Annotated in this window: 18 protein-coding genes; 10 read left to right on the plus strand and 8 right to left on the minus strand. The window is 71.9% G+C overall.

Annotated elements, in window-relative coordinates; translation table 11 throughout:
- Nucleotides 1-47: 47 nt before the first annotated feature.
- From AB0I68_RS03875 to AB0I68_RS03900, 6 genes are all read left to right on the plus strand, one after another.
- Nucleotides 48-3140, plus strand: a complete 3093-nt coding sequence (locus AB0I68_RS03875) for a lysylphosphatidylglycerol synthase domain-containing protein (protein ID WP_363175559.1) — start codon at nt 48-50, stop codon at nt 3138-3140.
- A 565-nt stretch (nt 3141-3705) separates the two neighbouring features.
- On the plus strand, nt 3706-4059 hold the full coding sequence (locus AB0I68_RS03880; protein WP_363175560.1) for an SseB family protein: 354 nt from the start codon (nt 3706-3708) through the stop codon (nt 4057-4059).
- On the plus strand, nt 4056-4679 hold the full coding sequence (locus AB0I68_RS03885) for a hypothetical protein (protein ID WP_363175561.1): 624 nt from the start codon (nt 4056-4058) through the stop codon (nt 4677-4679). The genes AB0I68_RS03880 and AB0I68_RS03885 overlap by 4 nt, the downstream gene beginning before the upstream one ends.
- Nucleotides 4676-9193 (plus strand): putative T7SS-secreted protein, encoded by a 4518-nt coding sequence (locus AB0I68_RS03890; protein WP_363175562.1) that lies wholly within the window; start codon nt 4676-4678, stop codon nt 9191-9193. Before AB0I68_RS03885 ends, AB0I68_RS03890 begins: the two co-directional genes overlap by 4 nt.
- On the plus strand, nt 9190-9627 hold the full coding sequence (locus AB0I68_RS03895) for a hypothetical protein (protein ID WP_363175563.1): 438 nt from the start codon (nt 9190-9192) through the stop codon (nt 9625-9627). The genes AB0I68_RS03890 and AB0I68_RS03895 overlap by 4 nt, the downstream gene beginning before the upstream one ends.
- A gap of 89 nt (nt 9628-9716) precedes the next feature.
- On the plus strand, nt 9717-11309 hold the full coding sequence (locus AB0I68_RS03900; protein WP_363175564.1) for an alpha/beta hydrolase: 1593 nt from the start codon (nt 9717-9719) through the stop codon (nt 11307-11309).
- Nucleotides 11310-11409: 100 nt separating this feature from the next.
- On the opposite strand, the gene moeZ is transcribed toward AB0I68_RS03900, so the two are convergent.
- The 7 genes from moeZ to AB0I68_RS03935 form a co-directional block, all read right to left on the minus strand.
- Nucleotides 11410-12588 carry an adenylyltransferase/sulfurtransferase MoeZ gene (gene moeZ / locus AB0I68_RS03905; RefSeq protein ID WP_363175565.1) on the minus strand — a complete coding sequence of 393 codons (1179 nt, stop codon included), beginning with the start codon at nt 12586-12588 and terminating at the stop codon, nt 11410-11412.
- Between the two features lie 63 nt (nt 12589-12651).
- A complete protein-coding gene (locus AB0I68_RS03910; protein ID WP_363175566.1) occupies nt 12652-13401 on the minus strand; it encodes a spherulation-specific family 4 protein in 750 nt (249 codons plus the stop codon).
- Complete coding sequence (locus AB0I68_RS03915) at nt 13389-14423, minus strand: NAD-dependent epimerase/dehydratase (protein WP_363175567.1); 1035 nt, start codon at nt 14421-14423, stop codon at nt 13389-13391. Before AB0I68_RS03915 ends, AB0I68_RS03910 begins: the two co-directional genes overlap by 13 nt.
- A gap of 183 nt (nt 14424-14606) precedes the next feature.
- Nucleotides 14607-15512: a hypothetical protein gene (locus tag AB0I68_RS03920; RefSeq protein ID WP_363175568.1), complete on the minus strand. Its 906-nt coding sequence runs from the start codon at nt 15510-15512 to the stop codon at nt 14607-14609.
- Complete coding sequence (pelF, locus tag AB0I68_RS03925; protein ID WP_363175569.1) at nt 15509-17398, minus strand: GT4 family glycosyltransferase PelF; 1890 nt, start codon at nt 17396-17398, stop codon at nt 15509-15511. Before pelF ends, AB0I68_RS03920 begins: the two co-directional genes overlap by 4 nt.
- Before the next feature lie 227 nt (nt 17399-17625).
- Nucleotides 17626-19107 carry a DUF3152 domain-containing protein gene (locus AB0I68_RS03930; RefSeq protein ID WP_363175570.1) on the minus strand — a complete coding sequence of 494 codons (1482 nt, stop codon included), beginning with the start codon at nt 19105-19107 and terminating at the stop codon, nt 17626-17628.
- 5 nt (nt 19108-19112) lie between these two features.
- Nucleotides 19113-20093, minus strand: a complete 981-nt coding sequence (locus AB0I68_RS03935; protein WP_363175571.1) for an alpha/beta hydrolase — start codon at nt 20091-20093, stop codon at nt 19113-19115.
- 146 nt (nt 20094-20239) lie between these two features.
- Between AB0I68_RS03935 and AB0I68_RS03940 the strand changes: the two genes are divergently transcribed.
- From AB0I68_RS03940 to AB0I68_RS03955, 4 genes are all read left to right on the plus strand, one after another.
- Nucleotides 20240-20455, plus strand: coding sequence for a hypothetical protein (locus AB0I68_RS03940; RefSeq protein WP_363175572.1), 216 nt, complete (start codon nt 20240-20242; stop codon nt 20453-20455).
- 201 nt (nt 20456-20656) lie between these two features.
- Nucleotides 20657-21313: a TetR/AcrR family transcriptional regulator gene (locus AB0I68_RS03945; protein WP_363175573.1), complete on the plus strand. Its 657-nt coding sequence runs from the start codon at nt 20657-20659 to the stop codon at nt 21311-21313.
- A 140-nt stretch (nt 21314-21453) separates the two neighbouring features.
- Nucleotides 21454-21681, plus strand: coding sequence for a DUF3107 domain-containing protein (locus AB0I68_RS03950; RefSeq protein ID WP_352211690.1), 228 nt, complete (start codon nt 21454-21456; stop codon nt 21679-21681).
- A gap of 130 nt (nt 21682-21811) precedes the next feature.
- Entirely contained in the window at nt 21812-22114 is a 303-nt protein-coding gene (locus AB0I68_RS03955) for a hypothetical protein (RefSeq protein ID WP_363175574.1), read from the plus strand.
- A 97-nt stretch (nt 22115-22211) separates the two neighbouring features.
- Here AB0I68_RS03955 and AB0I68_RS03960 read toward each other — a convergent pair whose 3' ends face one another.
- A complete protein-coding gene (locus tag AB0I68_RS03960; RefSeq protein ID WP_363175575.1) occupies nt 22212-22970 on the minus strand; it encodes a ferritin-like fold-containing protein in 759 nt (252 codons plus the stop codon).
- Between the last annotated feature and the right edge of the window lie 440 nt (nt 22971-23410).

Below are 23410 nucleotides of genomic sequence, written 5' to 3' on the forward strand. Positions count from 1 at the left end.
CATCTTCCGGGCGGTGACTGGTGATACGTGATCAAGAAGAGATGGAAGTGACGACGAAGGAGCAGGGTGTGAGCCCTCCGGACGGCGCGGCTGAGGACGACGGCACGCGCCCAGACCCGCGCCCCGGGAAGCTCCCCGACGAGCTCCCCGGCCGGGCCGCACCCGAGCCCGGAGCCGGACCGGGAGCCGGGGCCGGGGCCGTACCGGAGCCCGGAGCCGAACCCGAGCCCGGAGCCGAACCTGGAGCCGAACCCGGAGCCGAACCCGAGCCCGGAGCCGAACCTGGGGCCGGGGCTGTACCCGGAGCCGAACCCGAAGCCGAGCCGGCACCCGAAGCCGGAGCCGGGGCCGCACCCGCGGCCGGGGCTGTACCCGAGCCCGAAGCCGAACCCGAAGCCGGAGCCGGGGCCGAACCCGAGCCCGGAGCCGAGGCCGCACCCGAGCCCGCAGCGGCACCCGAACCGGGAGCCAGGGCCAGGGCCGGGGCGGGCGCCGAGCCCGGGACCGAGGGGGCGCACGGGCGCGCCTCCGCGTCCGCCGACCAGGTCGAGGTCGACGAGCCGCTGCTCGCCGCCCGCGTCCACCGGCCGTCCGACCTCGTACGCCTCCTCGTCGGCGTCCTCGGCATCGCCGTCGTCCTCGGCATCGCCGCCTTCGCGCACCGCACCACCGCCGGCCTCGAGGCCGACATCAGCCAGGGCACCGGCGCCGCACCCGATCTGCTGATCAAGGTCGCCGGGCTGGTCTCCAGCATCGCCGTGCTGCTCGTGCCCGTGGCCTTCGCCATCGAGCGGCTGATCAAGCGGGACGGGCTGCGCATCGCCGACGGCGTGCTCGCCGCCGTCCTCGCGCACGGCGTGACCCTGGCCACCGATCTGTGGGTCTCCCAGGCCGCCTCCGACACCATTCAGGACGCCCTCACCCGTCCCACCAGCGTCGGCGGCCCCATCACCGACCCGGTGCACGGCTACCTCGCGCCCGTCATCGCGTACATGACCGCCGTCGGCATGACCCGCAGGCCGCGCTGGCGGGTCGCGCTGTGGGTGGTGCTGCTGCTCGACGCCTTCGCGATGCTGGTGAGCGGGTACACCACCCCGTTCTCGATCATCCTGACCGTGCTCATCGGCTGGAGCGTCGCGTACGGGACCCTGTACGCCGTCGGCTCGCCGAACGTCCGCCCCACCGGGCAGACCCTCCTCGCCGGCCTGCGCCGGGTCGGGTTCAAGCCGGTCAGCGCCATGCGCGCGGAGCTCCCGGACGGCGCCGACCCCTCGGAGGTGAGCGACCGGGGCCGCCGCTACCACGTCACCCTGGAGGACGGCCCGCCGCTCGACGTCACCGTCGTCGACCGCGAGCAGCAGGCCCACGGGTTCTTCTACCGGGTCTGGCGCCGGCTCACCCTGCGCGGCATCACGACGCGGCGCAGCCTCCAGTCGCTGCGCCAGGCGCTGGAGCAGGAGGCGCTCCTCGCGTACGCCGCCATCGCGGCCGGGGCCAACGCGCCGAAGCTGATCGCCACGTCCGAGCTGGGCCCGGACGCCGTGATGCTCGTGTACGAGCACCTGGACGGCCGCAACCTGGACGCGCTCGCCGACGAGGAGATCACGGACGACCTGACCCGCAACACGTGGAAGCAGGTGCTGGCCCTCCAGTCGCGGCGGATCGCGCACCGGCGGCTCACGGGCGACGCGCTCGTGGTGGATCATTGCGGCAATGTCGTCCTCACCGACCTTCGCGGCGGCGAGATCGCGGCCGGCGACCTGGTGCTCCGGATGGACATCGCGCAGCTGCTGACCACGCTCGGCCTGCGGGTCGGCGCGGAGCGCGCGGTGGCCTCGGCGGTGTCGGTGCTCGGCCCGGAGGCGGTGGCGGACTGCCTGCCGCTGCTCCAGCCGATCGCACTGAGCCGCTCCACCCGGGCGACGCTGCGCCGGCTGGCCCGGGAGCGGGCCGACCGGCAGCGGGAGGCCGTACTGGAGTCCTCGCGGGCGGCGAAGGCGGCACGCGAGGCAGCGGCGGCGGAGGCGAAGCCGGGCCGGCCGGGGAAGCCCGGAGCCAAATCGGCGGCGGCCACGGCAGCCGAGAGGAAGGCCGAGAAGAAGGCGCTGGACGACGCGCTCGAGGGGGCCCGCGAGGAGGACCTGCTGAGCCAGATCCGCCAGCAGGTGCTGCTGATCCGCCCGCAGGCCCCGGTGGAGCCGGCCCGGCTGGAGCGGATCCGGCCGCGCACGCTGGTGTCGTTCATCGCGGGCGCGTTCGGTGCGTACTTCCTGCTCACGCAGCTTGCGCACGTGGACTTCGCGACGATCGTCAGCCAGGCGCAGTGGGGCTGGGTGGGGGCCGCGCTGGCCTTCTCGGCGCTCACCTACTTCGCGGCGGCGATGAGCCTGCTGGGCTTCGTACCGGAGCGGGTTCCGTTCCTGCGGACGGTGCTCGCGCAGGTGGCGGGGTCCTTCGTGAAGCTCGTGGCGCCGGCGGCGGTCGGCGGTGTCGCGCTGAACACGCGGTTCCTCCAGCGGGCCGGGATCCGGCCCGGGCTGGCGGTGGCGAGCGTGGGTGCCTCGCAGCTGTTCAGTCTGGCGAGCCACATCCTGCTGCTGCTGGCCTTCGGCTACCTGACGGGCACCGAGAAGACCCCGGAGATGACCCCGTCCCGGACGGTCATCGCGGGTCTGCTGACGGTGGCGGTGCTGGCGCTGGTCGTGACGGCGGTGCCGATCCTGCGCAAGTTCGTGGCGACGCGGGTGCGGGCGCTGTTCGCGGGTGTGGTGCCGCGCATGCTGGACGTGCTCCAGCGGCCGCAGAAGCTGATGACGGGCATCGGCGGCATGCTGCTGCTGACCGGCTGCTTCGTGATGTGCCTGGACGCGTCGATCCGGGCGTTCGGGGGCGGCCAGGCCCTCAGCTACGCGAGCATCGCGGTGGTGTTCCTGGCGGGCAACGCCCTGGGGTCGGCGGCGCCGACGCCGGGCGGCATCGGCGCCGTGGAGACGACGCTGACGCTGGGCCTGATCGCGGCCGGCCTGGACAAGGAGGTCGCCATCTCGGCGGTGCTGCTGTTCCGCCTGATGACGTTCTGGCTGCCGGTGCTGCCGGGCTGGCTGTCGTTCAACTACCTGACCCGCAAGGAAGCCATCTAGCTCCGCGAGATGGGGGGCGTGCCAGGACTCCGCCTACGGCCCCGTCGCGCCGGGGCCACCTCCCGGCACACCCGCCCGCCGGTACGGTCACCGGCAACACCGCCGCATGGTGATCGCCGAACTCCACCACGCGGTGGGCCCGATGGGCGGACCCTTCGCAGCCCGCGTCGCCCGCCGGGACTGGGCCCCCGCCCCCGTACGACGTGGGCCGCAGCACCCGGATCACCCGCATCCGCGAGGCGGCATCGAAGCTCCATGGGGCCGGCTCTGCGCGGCGCGGCATACGAGGGCGTAGGCGTGGCGACCTGGGTGTCCACGGGCCGCACGGCGGCCCGGGAGATCCTGCCGCTCCCCGCATAGGGCTTCCCTCACCCCCCACGCGCACACGCGTCTCAATGTGTGCGCCGGACAAGGCGCAAAGTTGGATTCCACTCGAACGCCCCACAGAATTGCATTCGATTGCAAACGGCGTGGGGGTGTCGGAGTGGGGTTCGACGAGGAGTGGGGCCGGCTGCGGACGGAGGCCGCGGGGCGAGCGCATGAACCCGCCGCCGATCCTTACGAGTTGGCCCGCACAGCGGCGCTGGAACGGCTGGCGGACTTCCGCAGCCGGGCGGTGCTGGTGCCGCTGGACGAGCAGGGCGGGCTGTGGACGGCCCAACTCGGCGGTCTGGACTGGATCTGCGCGTTCTCCGACGAGGAGGCGCTGGCCCGGTTCACGGTGGCGCGGGACGAGGCCGAGCGGGAGTGGCCGTACCGGCGCACCACGGGTGCCCGGCTGCTCGATGAGGTCATCCCGGCGGTGGACTTCCCGTGCGGGGTGGCCCTCAACGCGGCCGGCCCCGGCGGCGCGGTTTTCCCGCCCATGCGCGGAATCGTTCCTGCCACGGCGGCGCTCGACGGGGAGGCTGCGGCGTGAGCGGGAATCAGCCGGATCTGGACGTCTCGAAGCAGTCGTTGGAGCAGATCGCGAAGGGGATCACGGACACGCTGTCCGAGCTGAAGGAACTCGGCATGGTCGGCACGGCCAGCATGGGCCGAGGTTTCTCGCACCTGGGCCTCTCCGACATACAGACGGGCCACGACGGCCTGGCCTCCACCCTCAGGACGTTCTGTCAACGCTGGGAGTGGGGGGTGCGATCCCTGGTTCAGCAGGGGAACGCGTTCGCAGCGAACGTGGGCTTGTCGGCAGGCCTCATCCACGAGCAGGACCAGAACATCCAGGGCAGCTTCAAGGTCGCCGCGAACGCGGCCTGGGGCAACCCGTACGCCTCCGAGGACGACACCACCAAGAAGGGCTGGAGCGAGGTTCTCTCGGACAACCCCTTCACACAGATCCGCGACGCCGACTACAGCCGCGAGTCCCTCGACCGCGCCTCGGGGAACATCAAGGAGGCCTGGAAGGGTGCGGCCCACGACGTGAACAGCTCCGACATGCTCCTGAGCAACCAGGTCATCGACGCGGTCGGCCTGCGCGACGAAGCGGACGACGCGGTCGAGGACGTGCTCGGCCCGGCACCGGAGGGTCAGGGCCGGTGACAGGCTGGGGACGGCTGGTCGACAAGGGCCTGGACACCGCCAAAAGGTTCACCGGACATGTCGTCGACAAGGCTTCCGAGGGGCTTGGCGGAGCCCTCGACGCGGCCGGCGCGCACGACTGGGCGGACAAGGTCGAGGACTTCGGCGACGAGGTCGCCTCGGGCCTCGGCGTATCCATACGCGAGAAGGAACTCGGCCAGACCGAGCGGGCCAACGAACTGGTCCACGGCTCGCCTTCCGCAATCCGCGAATCCGCGAATCATTTCAAGGATTTCCAGGCCGCCTTCGACAGGGTCGGCCAGGGCATGCGCGCCCTGGACTCGGGGCACTGGAAGGGCGCGGCGGCCGACGCGTTCCGCGAGAAGTTCGCAATGCACCCGACGCAATGGCTGCACGCAGCTGACGCCTGCGAGGCGGCTGGCGGCGCACTCCTGCGCTACCTGGAGACGCTTGAGTGGGCCCAGCGCCAGGCCCAGCACGCGATCGACGCCTACAAGGCCGCCGAGAAGGCGTCGCAGGACGCGGAGGACGCGCACAAGACGAAGACCGAGGCCTACAAGGCAGACCTCGCAGCGGGCCGCGACGCCGGACCGGAACCGGTAACCGGCGCCGACCCGGGCAAGGCGGGCCGCCAACAGGCCAAGGACCTCCTCAGCGAGGCCCGCCGCCAGCGCAACGACGCGGCTTCGGCAGCCCAGCGGGCGCTCGCCGCAGCCCTGGAACATGCCCCAGCCGTACCGTCGGCGATGAAGCAGGCCCTGGCCGAGTTCGCCGACTACGAAGGCGCCCAGGCAGTGGAGTTCGGCCACGTCTTCGGCGGAGTCGTCAAAGGCACAGCCGGTCTCGTCAGCTTCGGCCGCGGCCTCGATCCCGTAGACCCTTACAACCTCACCCACCCCGCCGAGTACTCCCAGCACGTCAACATGACCCTGGCGGGCCTCGTCTCCGCGGCCTCCCACCCCGAACGCATTCCCGGTCCCATGCTCGACAGCTTCTTGGAAGACCCGAGCGAGTTCGTGGGCCGCCTCATACCCGAACTCATCGGCACCAAGGGTGCGGGCGGCGCCGCCCGCACCGGCGCCCGCATCGCGGAGGAAGGAGCGGAGAGCGCAGCCCGAAAGGAGGCGACGCGGGCAGCGCAGAAGGCTGAGCAGGAAGCGGCGGCGCGCGCCAAGAAGGAGGACCTGACCTGCCGTGAGGACCCCGTCGACATGGCGACGGGCCGGATGATCCTCCCGCAGACGGACCTCGTGCTCCCCGGCTCACTGCCGCTGGTTTTCAGCCGGACCTTCGAATCCTCGTACCGCTCGGGCCGATGGTTCGGCCCGACCTGGGCCAGTACGGTCGACCAGCGCCTGGAGACCGACGAGGAAGGCGTCATCCTCGTCCGCGAGGACGGCAGCCTGCTCGCCTACCCGGTCCCCGAGCCCGAGATCGCCGTCCTCCCCTCTCACGGCCAGCGCTGGCCGCTCACCCTCGACGCCGACGGCGCGTACACGGTGACTGACCCCGAGTCCGGGCACGTCCGCCACTTCGCGGAGGACGGCGCCCTCGTACAGGTGGATGACCGCAACGGCGCCTGGATCGCCTTCTCGTACGACGAGTCCGGCGCCCCGAGCACCATCTCCCACAGTGGCGGCTACGAGCTCCGCCTGACGTCATCAGACGGCCGAATAACCGGCCTCGCCCTGGCGGACGGCACCCAAGTCCTCCGCTACGGCTACACGGACGGCCACCTCACCGGCGTCACGAACTCCTCGGGCCGCCCCCTGCACTTCGGATACGACGAACTGGGCCGGATCACTTCCTGGACCGACACCAACGACCGCCACTTCGACTACGTCTACGACGACAGGCACCGCTGCATCGCCCAGTCCGGTACCAACGGCCACCTCAATGTCCGCTTCACGTACGAGCCGGGCCGCACCACCCTCATCGACTCCCTGGGCCACCGCACACGGTTCCTGGTCAACGACCGCGCCCAGATCGCCGCGGAAATCGACCCCACGGGCGCGACGACCCACTTCACCCACGACGCGTACAACCGCCTGCTCTCCCGCACGGACCCGCTCGGTCACACCACCCGCTTCCGCCACGACGATCAGGGCCGGCTCACCACGGTGATCCGGCCGGATGGCCGCGAGATCCACGCGGTGTACAACACCCTGGGGCTGCCGGTCGAGGTCGTCCTTCCCGACGGCCGGGTGACCCGGCAGACGTACGACGACCACGGCAACCGCACCTCCGTCACCGATCCGTCCGGCATCACGACGCGGTTCACGTACGACACCCGCGGCCACCTGTCCACGGTGACGGACGCCTTGGGCCATACGACGACGGTGCGTTGCGATGCGGCGGGCCAGGTGGTGTCGACGACGGACCCGCTCGGCGCGACGACGACGTTCACCCGCGACGCCTTCGGCCGGCCGGTGGCCGTCACCGACCCACTGGGCCACACCACCCGCTTCGCCTGGAGCGTCGAGGGCCGTCTGCTCCAGCGTGTGAATGCCGACGGCAGCACGGAATCGTGGACGTACGACGGTGAAGGAAACTGCCTGACCCACACGGACGCGGTGGGCGGGGTGACCGTCTCCGAGTACGGCGACTTCGACCTCCTCGTCGCCCGAACCGGCCCGGACGGCGCCCGCTACTCCTTCGCGCACGACACGCAGCTCCGCCTCACCGGTGTCACCAATCCACAGGGCCTCACCTGGGACTACAGCTACGACCCGGCGGGCCGGCTGGCCACCGAGTCGGACTTCGACGACCGCACCCTGATGTACGGCTACGACGGCGCCGGCCGCCTCAGCGCACGCACCAACGCGGTGGGCGAGACCACGACGTACGAGCACAACGTGCTCGGCCAGGTGCTTCGCAAGGACGCGGCCGGTCTGGTCACGACGTACGCGTACGACGTCTTCGACGCCCTCTCGAGTGCGGTGTCCCCGGACGCAACGGTCACCTGGCTGCGCGACGAGGCGGCCCGGCTGCTCTCGGAGACGGTCGACGGCCGCACCCTCACGTACGGCTACGACGCCCTGGGGCGCCGCACGAGCCGCATCACCCCCACGGGGTCGGAGTCCTCGTGGGCGTACGACGCGACAGGGAGGCGCTCGACGCTGACCACCGCGGGTCGCACGTTGAGCTTCGACCGGGACGCGGCGGGCCAGGAGCTGACCCGCACGCTGAACCCGTCGCTCTCCCTCACCCACGAGTACGACGACATGGGCCGCCGGACCGCGCAGTCGGTCGTCGGCCAGGACGGGCGGACCCTCCAGCGCCGCGGCTACAACTACCGGGCGGACGGCTACCTCACCGGCATCGACGACTCGCTGACCGGCCCCCGCACCTTCACCCTCGACACGGCGGCCCGCGTCACGGCGGTGGATGCCGCGTCCTGGTCGGAGCGGTACGCCTACGACGAGGCGGGCAACCAGACGAGCGCCTCCTGGCCGACCCGCCACCCGGGCTCGGAGGCGCAGGGCGAGCGCACGTACGCGGGCACCCGCATCACGCGCGCGGGCTCGATCCGGTACGAGCACGACGCACTGGGCCGCGTCGTCGTCCGGCAGAAGACCCGCCTGTCCCGCAAGCCGGACACGTGGCGCTACGAATGGAACGCGGAAGACCGGCTCACGGCGGTCACCACCCCGGACGGCACCCGCTGGCGGTACACGTACGACCCCCTGGGCCGCCGCACAGCCAAACAGCGCCTGTCGGAGACGGACGCGGTCGTCGAGGAAACGCTCTTCACCTGGGACGGCACCACCCTCTGCGAACAGACCACCGGCGGAGTCACGGTCACCTGGACCCACCAGGGCCTGCACCCCCTCACCCAAACGGAAAGCATCGACCAGGCGGAGGTCGACGACCGCTTCTTCGCGATCGTCACCGACCTGGTAGGCACCCCGACCCACCTCCTGGCCGAGGACGGCACGACGGCGTGGTGCACCCGCAGCACCCTGTGGGGCACCACCACGTGGAACCGCGACGCGACGGCGTACACCCCGCTCCGCTTCCCGGGCCAGTACTACGACCCCGAGTCCGGCCTCCACCACAACTACTTCCGCACGTACGACCCCGAAACGGCCCGCTACCTCTCCCCGGACCCGATCGGGTTGGCCGGCGGCCCCAATCAGTACTGGTACGGACCAAATCCCTTCGAATGGATAGACCCTCTCGGCTTGGCACTCTGCCGGGCTAAGCCGAGACTGGAGGATGGGAATTCGAAGGAGGGGTGGCAGCACATTGATGAGCGCCACATATCAGGCAATCATTCCTCCGGACACGGAGACCTCATGCCCCCCTCCACCACTCGCCAACAGGTTGAAGCAGCGGCAGAAAAGATGGTCGATAAGGGAAATCGCCAGTCCGATCCCGCTCGCCGAATTCAGACGTTCGAGAAGCGCATGACCGTCAATGGAATGAGGGCGCAGTATCGACTCATAGTCGACTCGCACGACGGAAACAGAATCATTTCATTCTTCCCGATAGAAAAGAGCTACACCCCATGATCGCAGAATTCACCGTCCGGCCGAATCAGGGCGATCCCAGCGGGTTCGACCTGGGAGACATGCTCTGGCGTGGAGAACTTGGAGAGGCCAGCTCCGCGGGACATACACCCGATCAGGGAATGATGATCTACGTTTCCGTAACGCAGCTTCTTGACTGCGTCAGCGAAACACTGACGGGACGCGCCAAGACTGCCTCTTTCACCGGCGCCGACACTTCCTTCGGATTGACGTTCAGATCAACAAAGAAGGGCATCAGCGTGACATCTCGACTTGGGCCAGTCGCGCTTGTCAGTACCGCCACGCTTGCCCAGACGACCCTTTCAGCGGCGGAAGAATTGGCTCGAAGCCATCTGGATTCCCTGCCCTCTGATGGCGTTCGGGATGACTATCTGGCCGCCCTCGAAAGTTTTCGGCTTACCGCGCACGGATGTTGAGCCCCCCTTCTCACCGCGAGCCCCCACGACACAGACCCGAATGGGTCAGCGCGGGGGCGAGGGGTCCGAGGGGGTCGCAGGATGGGGGCATGGGTCGAAACGTGGTGCGGGGTGCCGTTGCCGTTGTTGTCGCCGTTGGGCTGGCCGGGGCCAGCGGGTGTTCCGACAGCGGTGGGGGCAAGACGCCCCGGGCCGGGGGGACCAAGGGGGCCGCGCCGCTGAAGTGGGGGGTGTGCGAGGCTCCCGATGTCGCCGAAGGCGGGGGGCAGGCGCCGCCCAAGGACTGGGAGTGCGCCACGCTCCACGTGCCCCTCGACTACGCCAAGCCCGAGGGAGAAACGATTCCTCTCGCGCTGATCCGGGCCAAGGCGCGGGACAAGAGCAAGCGGCTCGGGTCGCTCGTGTTCAACTTCGGCGGGCCCGGGGGGTCCGGGATCAGTACCCTGCCCGGCGCCGCCAAGGAGTACGAGGCCCTGCGGGCGCGGTACGACCTCGTGAGTTTCGACCCGCGCGGCGTGGGGCGCAGCGCCCCCGTCCAGTGCGAGGGCGACAAGCAGCTCGATGCCTATTACGCCCAGGACTCCTCTCCGGAGACGCCGCAGGAGGAGAAGGCCTTCGTCGACAACATCGAGAAGTACCAGCAGGCCTGCAAGGACAAGTCCGGGCACGTGCTGCCGTACGTCGGCACCGAGAACGCCGCCCGCGACCTCGACCGGATCCGGCAGGCCCTCGGCGACGAGAAGCTGAACTACTTCGGGATCTCCTACGGCACCGAGCTCGGCGGGGTCTACGCCCACCTCTTCCCGAAGAACGTCGGGCGGGCCGTCTTCGACGCCGTCGTGGACCCGACCAAGACGTCCGAGGAGGGTGCGCTCGGCCAGGCCAAGGGGTTCCAGCTGGCCCTCGGCAACTTCGCGCAGGACTGCGTGAACCGCGGCGACGAGTGCCGGCTCCAGGGCAGCACCGCCAAGGAGATCGAGAACAACATCATCAAGCTGCAGAAGAGCCTGGCCGGGAAGCCCATCCCCGGCATCGGCACCCGGATGCTCACCGACTCCGCCGCGACCAACGGCATCGCGCAGGCCCTGTACTCCAAGGAGCTGTGGCCGTTGCTGGAGCAGGGGCTCGACGAGGCCGAGGGCGGTCAGGGGCAGCTGCTGATGGCATTGTCCGACGCGCTCAACGGCCGTGACCAGCAGGGGCGTTACAGCAACATCGGCGCCGCCAACACGGCGATCAACTGCGCCGACTTCAAGGACCGGTTCACGCTCGAGCAGACCAAGGCGCAGCTGCCGGGCTTCCGCGCCGCGTCCCCGGTCTTCGGAGACTTCCTCGGGTGGGCTCTGATGAGCTGCACCGACTGGCCGGTCGCCGGCGCCTGGGAGACCCCCGACGTGTCCGCCCCCGGCTCGGCGCCCATCCTCGTCATCGGCAACACCGGAGACCCGGCCACCCCCTACGAGGGCGCCCGCAACATGGTGGAGCGGCTCGGCCCGGGCGTCGGCGTGGAGCTCACGTACAAGGGCGAGGGGCACGGCTCGTACAACAGCGGCGACAAGTGCGTGCAGGCGGCGGTGAACTCCTACCTGCTGGACGGCACGGTGCCCGGCGCGAACACCGTCTGCACGCCGTCGCAGAACCCCTCGGAGCCACCCCCGACCTCCGAACCCCTCGGTGTGTAGAACGTGCAGAACACGCAGAACGCGCAGAAGGGGACGACGCAACACGAAAGGGCCGTGTCCGCGCGGCACACGGCGCGGACACGACCCCTTCGGTGACTGCTTAGTAGACCGGCTTCTCGGGCTCGATCTGGTGGACCCAGCCGATCACGCCGCCGCCGACGTGGACCGCGTCCGCGAAGCCCGCGGACTTCAGGACCGCGAGGACTTCCGCACTGCGGACACCCGTCTTGCAGTGCAAGACGATGCGCTTGTCCTGCGGGAGGTCCTGGAGGGCGGTGCCCATCAGGAACTCGCCCTTGGGGATCAGCTTCGCGCCGGGGATCGAGACGATCTCGTACTCGTTGATCTCGCGGACGTCGATGATCTCGATCGGCTCCTCGTTGTCGATCCACTCCTTGAGCTGCTTGGGAGTGATCGTGGAGCCGAGCGCCGCCTCCTGGGCCTCCTCCGACACGACGCCGCAGAAGGCCTCGTAGTCGATGAGCTCGGTGACGGTCGCGTTCGGACCGCAGACCGCGCAGTCGGGGTCCTTGCGGACCTTGACCTGGCGGTACTGCATCTCCAGGGCGTCGTAGATCATCAGGCGGCCGACCAGCGGCTCGCCGACGCCGGTGAGGACCTTGATGGCCTCGGTGACCTGGATGGACCCGATGGACGCGCAGAGAACGCCCAGCACGCCGCCCTCGGCGCAGCTCGGGACCATGCCCGGCGGCGGGGGCTCCGGGTACAGGCAGCGGTAGCACGGCCCGTGCTCGGACCAGAAGACCGAGGCCTGGCCGTCGAAGCGGTAGATCGAGCCCCACACGTACGGCTTGTTCAGCAGCACGCAGGCGTCGTTGACGAGGTAGCGCGTGGCGAAGTTGTCCGTGCCGTCGACGATGAGGTCGTACTGGCTGAAGATCTCCATCACGTTCTCGGCCTCGAGCCGCTCTTCGTGAAGGACCACGTTCACGTACGGGTTGATGCCCAGCACGCTGTCGCGGGCGGACTCGGCCTTGGAGCGGCCGATGTCCGACTGACTGTGGATGATCTGGCGCTGCAGGTTCGACTCGTCGACCTCGTCGAACTCCACGATGCCCAGCGTGCCGACACCGGCCGCGGCCAGGTACATGAGGGCGGGCGAGCCGAGGCCGCCCGCGCCGACGGCCAGCACCTTGGCGTTCTTCAGGCGCTTCTGGCCGTCCATCCCGACGTCCGGGATGATCAGGTGGCGGGAGTACCGACGGACCTCGTCAACGGTGAGCTCAGCAGCTGGCTCGACCAGGGGTGGCAGCGACACGGGGACTCCGTAGATGGGAAAGTCTGAACGGTGGTTCTTGCCGTAACACTGCCACGCCCTTCTTCATTCCGAGACACCCAGTCCGATCCGCGAGACGATTTCGTCCCAGTAGGCGGGCATTGAGGCCCACGGATCGCGGCCGGCGGCGCTGCCCCGGTCGGTGAACCAAATCGTGCCGGCGCCCTGCCAGCGGGCGATCCGGACGGCCTCCTCCAGATGCGTCCGCGGTACCCCGTGGACCAGGTGGCAGAAGCGCTCGGGCGGGTACTCGGCGGTCCACTCCGCCACCTGCGACCAGCGGTAGTCGGCCCAGGCGCCGGAGAAGGTGACCAGCTGGTCGGCGGCCTCCGCGTAGCCCTCGTACGGGTGCGTGCCGTTTCCCAGCACGATACGCAGGCCGTCGCCGAGGCCGCGCAGGGTGTCGGCGACCCGGCGCACCGCGGCCAGTTCGGCCTCGTCCGCCGGGGCTTCGGCCAGGTAGAACCCGTCCACCCGGTACCAGTCGAGGAAGCGGTGGGCGTCGGAGACCAGCTCACCGAACGACCGCGCACCGTCTCGCATCGCGAGATGGCCGAGTACGGTCCCGCCGGCCTCCCTGAGCCTGCCCGCGGCCTCCGTGCAGTGTGGGTCGGGCCGGCCGCCCGGCCCGTCCGTGACATTGAGCACGGTCCAGTGCAGCGGGGTCCCGGGCCGGGTCAGCTCGGCCCATTCGACCGGCGCGAGCAGCGGGTGGGCGTAGCCGGGGACGCCGAGGCCGAGGCGGCCCGCCTCGGTCGCGGCGGCCGCCGTGGCCGCCGTCGTCAGATGCGGCACGCCGCCTCCATCCAGATGTCCGCGAGGGACTCCTCCAGGTTGATCCGGGGCCGCCAGCCGAGCCGGTCCCGGGCCGTGCGCACATCGGCCTGCTGCCAGGCACCGCAGCCGTCGGGGTACGGGTACGCGGGCGGCCCGGCAGCGGCGGCGAGCTGCTCGGCCGTCGCCTCGGAGCGCGGGGAGCCGATGGCGGCGAGCCCGTGCGGCCGGCCCTGGTGCCCGTGACCGGGTCCGTGGCCGTGTCCCTGTCCGTGCTGCCCCTGCTGCGGTACGTCCAGCTCGTGCAGGGCGCCTCCGTACCCGGCGACCCGGGCCAGCACCGCCGCCGCGTCGCGCAGCCGGACCGCGCGGCCGGTGCCGATGTTGACGACGCCCTGGGCGGCGGAGAGCGAAGCGGCGTGCACGGCCCGCGCCACGTCCCGTACGTCCACGAAGTCGCGCTGGACGCCGAGCCCGCTGAGCTTGAGCTCGCCGTCCCCGGACTGCATCGCGCGCCGCATGGCCTCGGCGAGCCGGCCGAGCGGGGATCCGGCCGGGGTGCCCGGTCCGACGGGCGAGAAGATCCGCAGAACGACGGCGTCCAGCCCCGACCCGAGCACCAGCTCGGTGGCGGCGAGCTTGCTGACGCCGTACGGCCCACCGGGTCTGGGCACGGCGTCCTCGGCCGTGGACGAACCGGGCTGGCTGGGCCCGTACTCGGCGGCGCAGCCGAGCTGGACGAGGCGGGCCCCGCAGCCGCTGCGGCGCAGCGATTCACAGATGGTGGCCACGGCGACGGTGTTGTGCCGGGTCAGCTCCCGGGCCCCGCCGCGGGTGGCACCGGCGCAGTTGATGACGACGCCCGGGTGGACGGCGTCGAGGAACCGGGTGAGGGCGCCGGGGCTGCCGGTGGCGAGGTCGAAGCGGACGTCCGCGTCGTCGCCGCGGCCGAGCGCGGTGAGCTGGACGGCGGGGTCGGCGAGCAGCCGGTCGGCGACGTAGCGGCCGAGGTATCCGTTGGCTCCGATCAGCAGCACCCTCATCGCGAGGCCCCTTGGTCGGTTGGCTGGCCGGTCATCCTGTGTCTCCTTGGTCGATGGGCAGGGGGTCGGGGTCGGGGTAGGGGTAGCGGTCGGGGATCCGGGGGACGGCGCTTCGGCGGCGGCTCCGAAGAGCGGCGGCGTGAAAGGCGGGAAAGGAGGGGGCCGCCTCAGGGCCGTGCGTGCTCAGGGCCGTGCGTGCGCGGACGCGCGGGACAGCACGAGGACGGCGTGTACGAGGAGCCCCGCCGCGGCGGCGGGAACCGCCGGCGAGACCGGGACCAGCGCGAGGGCCAGGGCTGCGGCGACGGGCCCGCGCGGGGCGCCGTGCGCGAGCAGCAGCCGGGTCAGGAAGAGCAGCAGGGCGAGCGGTACGGCGACGGCCGGCGGTGTCCCGGCGAGTGCGGCCGCCCCCGCGGCGGCCGCGGTGAAGGCCAGGGCGGCCGCGACCAGCAGCGGCCGGGCGCGGTCGGCGAAGTCCTCCAGGGCGCGGCTGCCGGCGAGCCGGCTCCGGGCCCGGGCGGCGAACACGGCGCCGACCAGGTGGCCGGGGGCCGCGGCCAGCGCGAGGCCGGCTCCGAGGGGGGTGCCGTGGCGGTGCACCGCCCAGCCGACGACGGCCGCGGCGAGCAGGAGCACGGCGTACGGGATCCGGCCTGCGGCGGTCCGCCCGGGCCGGGCGGGCCTGGCGGGCCACACCAGGGCGGCGACGGTGGCGAGCACGGCCACGGACCCGGCGAACGGCATCCCGGCGGCAGCCGCTCCGAGGGCGAGGGCCCCGGGGAGCAGGGCGTACCCGAAGCCGCGTAACGTCCGGGCGTCGGACGGACGGGCGGCGGAGGGCGCGGCCGGCTCGTCCCCGCGCGGGGTGCGGGCGTACAGCTCCTCGGCGAGCGAGAAGACGTCCCGGTGCCGGAAGCGCGCGGCGGTGCGGTCGGTGATGCCCTGCACCTCCAGCCCGGCGGCGATCTCCAGCGGGTCCACGGCCCGCTCGCACAGCGCCCGGTGCCGGTGCAGCAGCGTCTTGACGGGATCCCCGCCGGCCCTGCGGCGGGGGGCCGAGGCGACGGGGGCGGCTTCGTCCAGGGTCATACCGTCGCCTCCGTGGCCGTGGTGGTGGTCGGGGTCTTGACCGGGGCCGGGGCCGGGGCCGATGCCGATGCCGGGGCCGGGGCCGATGCCGGAACCGGGGCTGAAGCCGAGGCCGATGCCGGAACCGGGCCCGTCCCCGCAGCCGCAGCCGGGGCTGAAGCCGGAACCGGGGCTGAAGCCGAGGCCGATGCCGGAACCGGGCCCGTCCCCGCAGCCGCAGCCGCAGCCGCAGCCGGGGCCGAAGCCGGGGCCGCCGATGTGGCCGTCGTCGTGGCCCCCGGGGGCCGGTCCGCGGCCGGAGCCGCCCAGGTGGGGCTCGTCCAGTGGCCCGGTACCCGGGCCTCGGGGGGCTGCTCGAAGGGGATCCCCCCGTCGGGCCGGGCCGATCCGCGGGCCAGCAGCCGCAGGTAGATCTCCCGGAAGGCGGCCACGTTCTGCTCGACGGTGAACAGCTCCAGGGCCCGGGCCCGGGCGGCCGCACCGAGCCGGTGGGCACGCTCGGGGTCCCGCAGCAGCGACAGACAGGCGTCGGCCAGCGCCCGCGGGTTGCGCGGCGGGACGACGAGGCCGGTGCCGCCGATGACCTCGCACACGGCGCCGACGTCCGTGGACACGGTGGCCCGGCCGCAGAGCATCGCCTCGGCGAGGGTGATCGGGAAGCCCTCGATCACCGAGGACAGCACGACGACCCTCCCGGAGCCGTACGCGTCGGCCGGCGAGGGGGCCTCGGGTCCGCCGATCTCCTCGAAGGTGACGGGGTTCTCCCCGGCCGTGACGGCGTCGGCGGCCTCGTCGGGGAAGAGCTGCGCGGCGAGCGAGCGGCAGTCGGCGAGGTAGCCGGGGACCACGGCCGTCGCGAAGATCCGCAGCCGGGCGTCCGGCGCGGCCCTGCGCACCTCGGCGAAGGCGTGCAGCAACGCGATCAGGTCCTTGGCGGGCTCTATCCGGCCGACCCAGACCAGGGTGTCCGGCTCGCCGCACTCCGGGTCCTCGCCGACGGTGGCGAATCGGTCCGCCTCCATCCCGGGGTACACCGTCTGCAGCCGGTCGCGGGTGGCGCCGCAGCGCTCCTGCCAGCGCCGGGCGTGCGCGTTGCCGGGGGTGAGGAGGTCGGCCCGGGCGTAGATCTCGGCGGCGAGCCGCATGTGGAAGGCCGCGAGCAGGGCCCGTACGGCGGGCCTGGGGGCGCCTCCCGGCCGGCCCGGCCCGGGGGGAGCGTCCGCCGAGTGCTCCAGGTAGTGGGCCCGCAGCTGGACCCCGTACTCGGTGACCAGCAGCGGTACCCCGAAGAAGCGTTTGGCCAGCAGGCCGGGGAGCGCGGCAATCCCGCCGGCGGCCGCGTGGCAGACGTCGACCTCGCACAGGTCCTCGTACCAGTCGAGGGACAACGGCCGCAGCAGCCGCTCCAGTTCGTCGACGAAGTCCAGCAGGTCGGCCACCTGGGCGCGCTGTACGGAGCGGCGGGCGCCGGGGGCGCGGCAGGCTGACTCCACCGCCCGGACCGCGGTCTCGGAGCGCAGGGCCGCGTACAACCCGCCCTGTTCCCGGGCGAGTTCGGCCAGTCCGTACAGTCCGGCGGCGAACGGCTCGGGCTCGCCCGCGCAGATGCCGCGGACCAGTTCCTTGAAGCACTCGGCGAAGCGGCGGCGCTCACGCCGGGAGTACGTGCGCCCGTCGTCCGCCGGGGCCCAGAGCGGTGCGGTCCAGACGCGGGTGACGTGCTCGGGCAGGACGACCCGGCCGCGCTCCTCCTGCTCGGCGCTGCGGCTCAGCGCATAGAGCTCGAACTCGTGCTGCGGCAGCCCGCGGACCAGCCGGTCGCACCACAGCCTCGCCTCTCCCGTCGCATACGGATAACCACCTTCCGTGAGCAGTCCGATCCGCACGAGTGGCACCCCCGATCTCCCGTCAGGCGGTCGCCGTCGGTCCGGTGACCCGCCGCGGGAAACTCAAGCGGATATGCCGATGACGCGACGGACGGTTGTCCGTCGCGCCACCGGAAGGGGTGAAGAGTCGTAACTTTCGCCTGCGGTCCGCGTTCGAGCGCGCTAGAAAGGGCCTACGGCCCTCGTGACATCGGCCGAGCCGGGCCGGCCACGCCGAGCCGTCGGCATCAACTCCCGGGGAACACCCAGGGGTTGGGCTTGCACTGGATGCCGTCGATGTCGAGCGACTTCGTCTGCTGCTGCATGATCGGCGCGAGCGAGCCCGCGGTCTGGCAGTTCACGTGCCCGTGCCCGAGCCGGTGCCCGACCTCGTGATTGATGAGCATCTGCCGGTACGCGAACATCTGGTCCGCGCCGTACGTCGGCGAGCCCTGCGCCCAGCGGAACGCGTTGATCATGACCCGGTCGGTGGACGCGGAATCGCAGCTGACGTTGTCGACGGTGGTGTCCAGCCCGGACTTCGCGCACCACACGCCGGTGGTGCCGGGGCTGGCCAGCGTGATCACGAAGTCGGCCTCGCCGCCCGGCACGCGCTCGAAGCTCTTCGTACCGCCGTGGCCCCAGCTGCGGTCGTCGTTGAGGGTGCGGTGCACGGCCTCGGCGAACAGCTGCGCGTCCAGGCCGAGCCCCTGCTCGACGTCGACCCGGTAGCGGACCACCTTGCCCTTGCCGGGCGCCGGCGCCACTCCGGGGACGGTGTCGAAGGTCCCGGGCCCCTTCAGCTTCTCGTCGATGGGGAGCTGCTGGGCCATCTTCTGCTCGTACGACAGCTCCTGCGCGGGAGCCGCGGGGGTCGCCCGGCCGTCGGAGCGGGAGGCCGCGGACTGGCCGGGCTCGGCGCGCTTCGGGTCGTTGCCGGCGGCCCGCGCGGTGGGCGAGGAGGCGCTGTCGCCGTCGGAGGCCATCTGCACGGCCACGACGACGGCGAGCACGGTGGTGACGGCCGCGGCGGCCACGCCGGTGTACACACGGGCCCTCCGCCCGCGCCCGGAGCCGGGCTGTTCCTCGGCGGGAGCCGCCGGTGCGAGGGGGGCGGCGGGTCCGGCAGGCGCGGCAGGCGCCACGGGCGGGGCCGCAGCGGCCGCGGCCATCGGTGCGCGCGGTCCGGGCACCAGGCGGTGCGAGCCGGTGGATGTGGAGGGGTCGGCGGCGGGCGGCGGGAGGGTCACCTGCGGGAAGCCGACCGCGGGCGTGCCGAAGGCCGGGGTGTCGGTGTCCAGTACGGCGGCGGCCGAACGCCGCGTCCGCGGTACGCCTCGCCAGTCCCCGTACACCGCGTCGGGCCCCGCGCCCCAGGCGCCGCCGGGCTCGCGCTGCTCGGGGTGGCCGCCGCGCGGTTCCTCGTACGGGAACTGCTGCTCGTACGGGACGTGGTCCTGATACGGGACGTGCTCCTGGTACGGGGGGCGCTCCGCGTACGGGGGGTGCTCCTGGTACGGGGGGTGCTCCTCGTACGGGGGGTGCTCCTCGTACGGGGGGTGCTCCTCGTACGGGGGGCGCTCCTCGTACGGGGGGCGCTCCTCGTACGGGGGGCGCTCCGCGTACGGCACGTGCTCCTCGTACGGGAACGCCGCTGCGGGCTCCGCCGCCGGTGCCGGGTGGACAGGGGCGGGGGCCGGAGCAGGCCCCTTGCGACTATGTCGTCCCACGGTCCTCAGCCTCTGCCGTCTTCGGTATCTCGGTCGGTGTCGCGCAGCAGCTCCCGGAAGGCGTTCGCCACCACCTCGGGGTACTCCATCATCGCCACGTGCCCGGCCTCGGGCAGGCTCAGCAGCCGCGAGCCGCGGAAGGCCGCCGCCGCCTTTTGCGCCATGCGGTACGAGACCAGTTGGTCCCGGCCACCGTAGACCAACAGGGTCGGGGCGAGCACCCGTTGCGCCTGGCGCCACAGCCCGTGCTGCCCGCCGAGGGTGTACGCGTCGACGATGCCGCGCGAGGAGCGGGTCATCGCCTCCCAGAAGTACGGCAGGGCCATCCGCCGCTCCATCTCCGCGACGGCGCGCCCGAAGCCCTCCGGCGCCACCCGGGAGGGGTCTCCGTAGCAGAGGTCCGTCACCCCGCGGGTGCGTTCCTCGGCGGTCAGGCCGCGGGTCAGCCGGCCGAACAGGGACGCCATCCCGGGTACGGCGAGCAGGGCGGTCGGCACGGCCGACTTCTGCACGCGCAGCTCGGGCAGCGCGGGCGAGATCAGGGTGAGCGTGCGCACGAGGTCGGGGCGGACGGCCGCGACCCGGGTGGAGACGGCGCCGCCGAGGGAGTTGCCGAAGAGGTGCACGGGGCCGCGGTCGGCGGCGTCGAGGTGCCGGATGACCACGCGGGCCATCGCCGTGACCGAGTAGTCACGGTCGGCGGGCGGCGGGGACCAGCCGAAGCCGGGCAGGTCGAGGGCCTCGCCGTCGACGGCGTCCTCCAACTGCACCATGAGGTCCGACCAGTTCGTCGACGAACCGCCGAGCCCGTGCACGAACAGCGCGGGGGGCAGGCCGGTACGCCGCGGGGGCCGGGACCGGACGGCAAGCTCCAGTCCGGGCAGCACGGCGACGCGCAGCTGCTCCCCTTCGGCGATGTGAACCGCTCCCACCTGGGAGGACGGCTCGGCCGTGGATCGCACACCCGGCAGCTCGGTCGAAGACATGCGGCCAATGTTACGAGACGATCACGTCCGGACTCTTGTGTTCGGCATCACAGACGCATGGGGATCCGCGTAGCGGGGTATCCGCGATCCTCCTAGGCTCGTAGGTAGGGCAGGCCCACGAGGGGTGAGGGAAGAAGGGGAGCCACATGACCGTCGACCCCGCAGAGCCGGATACCTTCCAGAACCGTTTCCGGGAATCCCTCGACGACGAGGCGCCCGAGGCCGATGCGGCGGAGCAGCTGGCCGAGTTGCAGCCCGACGACGACGACCGGGTCACCGGGGTGGACCGCGACGAGGCTGCGGACGGGGACGCCGTCGAGCAGGCGCGGGTGGTGACCCTGGACGAGGACGACTACCGCTGACTCCCCCCGGGCCTGGCGGCCCGGGAGGTAACCCCAGCTCCGGCTACCGCCCGGTACCCTGCCGAGCACCGCTGACCAGCGCCTCCGGGCGGTCCGTACAGCGAGAAAACTCGGCTTCGACCCTACAGATTCGGTTACCGAAAAGTACGATGGCGGCGCGGCGCAGAGCGCACTGTGTTCTTAGAGAAAGTGGGAGGCGGCGTGACAGCCATCGAGCAGACCGAGGCAGCGCGTCCCCGGGGCACGCGACTGCCGCGCCGAGCCCGACGCAATCAGCTCCTGGGCGCGGCCCAGGAGGTCTTCGTCGCGCAGGGTTACCACGCGGCGGCGATGGACGACATCGCCGAGCGTGCGGGAGTCAGCAAGCCGGTGCTGTACCAGCACTTCCCGGGCAAGCTCGACCTCTACCTGGCGCTGCTGGACCAGCACTGCGAGGCCCTGCTGCTCGCCGTGCGCACGGCGCTCGCGTCGACGACGGACAACAAGCTGCGCGTGGCCGCGACCATGGACGCCTATTTCGCGTACGTGGAGGACGAGGGCGGCGCGTTCCGGCTGGTCTTCGAGTCCGACCTGACCAACGAGCCGGCGGTGCGCGAGCGCGTCGACCGCGTCTCGCTCCAGTGCGCCGAGGCCATCTCCGACGTGATCGCCGAGGACACCGGCCTGTCCAAGGACGAGTCGATGCTGCTCGCCGTGGGCCTGGGCGGGGTCTCGCAGGTCGTGGCCCGGTACTGGCTCTCCAGCGAGAGCCCGGTCGCCCGCGACACGGCGGTGGGGCTGCTGACCTCGCTGGCCTGGCGCGGTATCGCCGGCTTCCCGCTGCACGGCACGGAGGGCGGACAGCCGGGGCAGGCCTGACCCCGGTCCGACGGGTCTGACCGGCCGCTGTTCGCTGCGAGCATGTCCGGAGCGCCGCATCCGCGTCGCCTCTCCGGGCTAATGTGGACCGGGTACGGCGCGGCTGATCGCGCACAACCGACCATCGGAGGGACAAAGCCGTGGAGGTCAAGATCGGCGTGCAGCACGCACCCCGGGAGATCGTGCTGGAGAGCGACTTGAGCGCCGAGGAGCTGGAGCGCATCGTCACCGCCGCGCTGACCGGTTCGGAGCCGCTGCTGAGCCTCACCGACAACAAGGGCCGCAAGGTCCTGGTGCCGGCCGACCGCCTGTCGTACGTCGACCTGGGCGAGCCGAGCGCGCGCAAGGTCGGTTTCGGCGCGCTCTGACGCATCGCGATCGGCGTTCGAGAACGAGGCGGAACGGCCCGGTGGATGACTCCACCGGGCCGTTTCCCTTTCTTCCGCTTCGGGTAGGACCGCAGTGAACCGGTTTGCCCCTGACCTGCGGGAGGCCCACATGCTGCTGATGGAAGCGCTCGGCTCCGCCCTCCTGGGCCTCGCCCTTGCCGGAGTGGCCGTGCGGGTGCTCGCGCAGCGGCTGCCGTCCCCGAGAGTGGTGCTGGTCAGCGGGATGCTGGGAGCGCTGTTCGGGGCCTATCTCACACAGTTCGCGCTCGGCCCGGGGCACAACACGCTGACCGCGACCCTGATCGGCTCGGTGCTGGTGTCCGCGGTCGTCCTGTCGCTGCTGCTGCGCCCCGGCGCGAGGCCCCGGCGATCATCCCACCGGGCTCCGTTTTCGCTCCCGTCACAGGGCTGACCGACCGGTCCTCCGAGTGACCTGCGTACGTACGTCGGCCCCGGCGCGGGATTCCGCGCCGGGGCCGACGTACGAGTGGCAAGGACAGGCAGGACGATCAGGCGGCGAGGCCCAGTGCGGCCATCCGCTTCGTGTGCGCCTTGGTGATCCGGGTGAACATCTCGCCGACGGCCGCCAGGTCGAAGCCGGCCGCCATCCCGTCCACGCCGCCGACCAGCATGGTGGAGAGCGCGTCGCGCTCGGCGACCACGCGCTGCGCCTGCGAGAGCGCCTCGCCCATCAGCCGGCGGGCCCACAGCGCGAGCCGGCCGCCGCAGCGCGGGTCGGCCTCGATGGCGGCCCGCACCTTCTCGACGGCGAAGCCGCCGTGGCCGGTGTCGTCCAGCACGCTCACGACGAGGGCGCGGGTGTCGGTGTCCAGGTGGCTGGCGACCTCGCGGTAGAAGTCGCTGGCGATCGAGTCGCCGACGTAGGCCTTGACCAGGCCCTCCAGCCAGTCCGACGGCGCGGTCTGGCGGTGGAAGTCGTCGACGCCCTTGGCGAAGGGCTCCATGGAGGCGGTGGGATCGGCGTCGATCTCCGCCAGCCGGTCGCGCAGCCGCTCGAAGTGGTGGAACTCCGCGGAGGCCATCTTCGCGAGCTCGGCCTTGTCGTCGAGGGTGGGCGCGAGCTTCGCGTCCTCCGCGAGGCGCTCGAAGGCCGCGAGCTCTCCGTACGCGAGCGCGCCCAGCAGGTCCACGACGGCGGCCCGGTACTGCGGCGAGGCGGAGGCGGTCGCCCAGTCCTGGGCAGCGATCCCGGTCTCCTCGGCGGCGGCGCTGTCGTCGGAGGGCGATGCGTTTTCAACGGTCGACATGCTCCGCACAATAGCCCGCCGGAACGCCCTTCAAGGCACCGCATCCGGTCACTGTCGACCCGCCTAAACGCGACTACCAGGTGAATTCACCCGACACACCTGCGCGATTCCGGGGTACAGTGGTAATGCGCCTGCCGGATACTCGGCGGGCCATCCGAATGAGGATGCCCGGTCGGTGGCCCGATCGGCTCCAACCCGACCGCCCTCGGCGTGATGCGTACGTCCATGCGTACCGCCTCTCCACGAGGGGCCCCCTCAGCGGCACGAGCGCTTGAGCGAAGGCTAGTGGTCCCGCGCAGCTTCGTAATGGCTCTCCCGAACTTTGGGAGGGCGCAGTACTGCAAGCCAGGCACGGTACGACCCCCCATCGCCGCCTCGCGCCGCGTCTCACAGAAGAGGCAGCACCCTGACTACGTTCCGAGACCTCGGGATCTTTCCCG

Origin of the sequence: Streptomyces sp. NPDC050448 (assembly GCF_040655295.1) — a bacterium.
Lineage (GTDB): Bacteria > Actinomycetota > Actinomycetes > Streptomycetales > Streptomycetaceae > Streptomyces.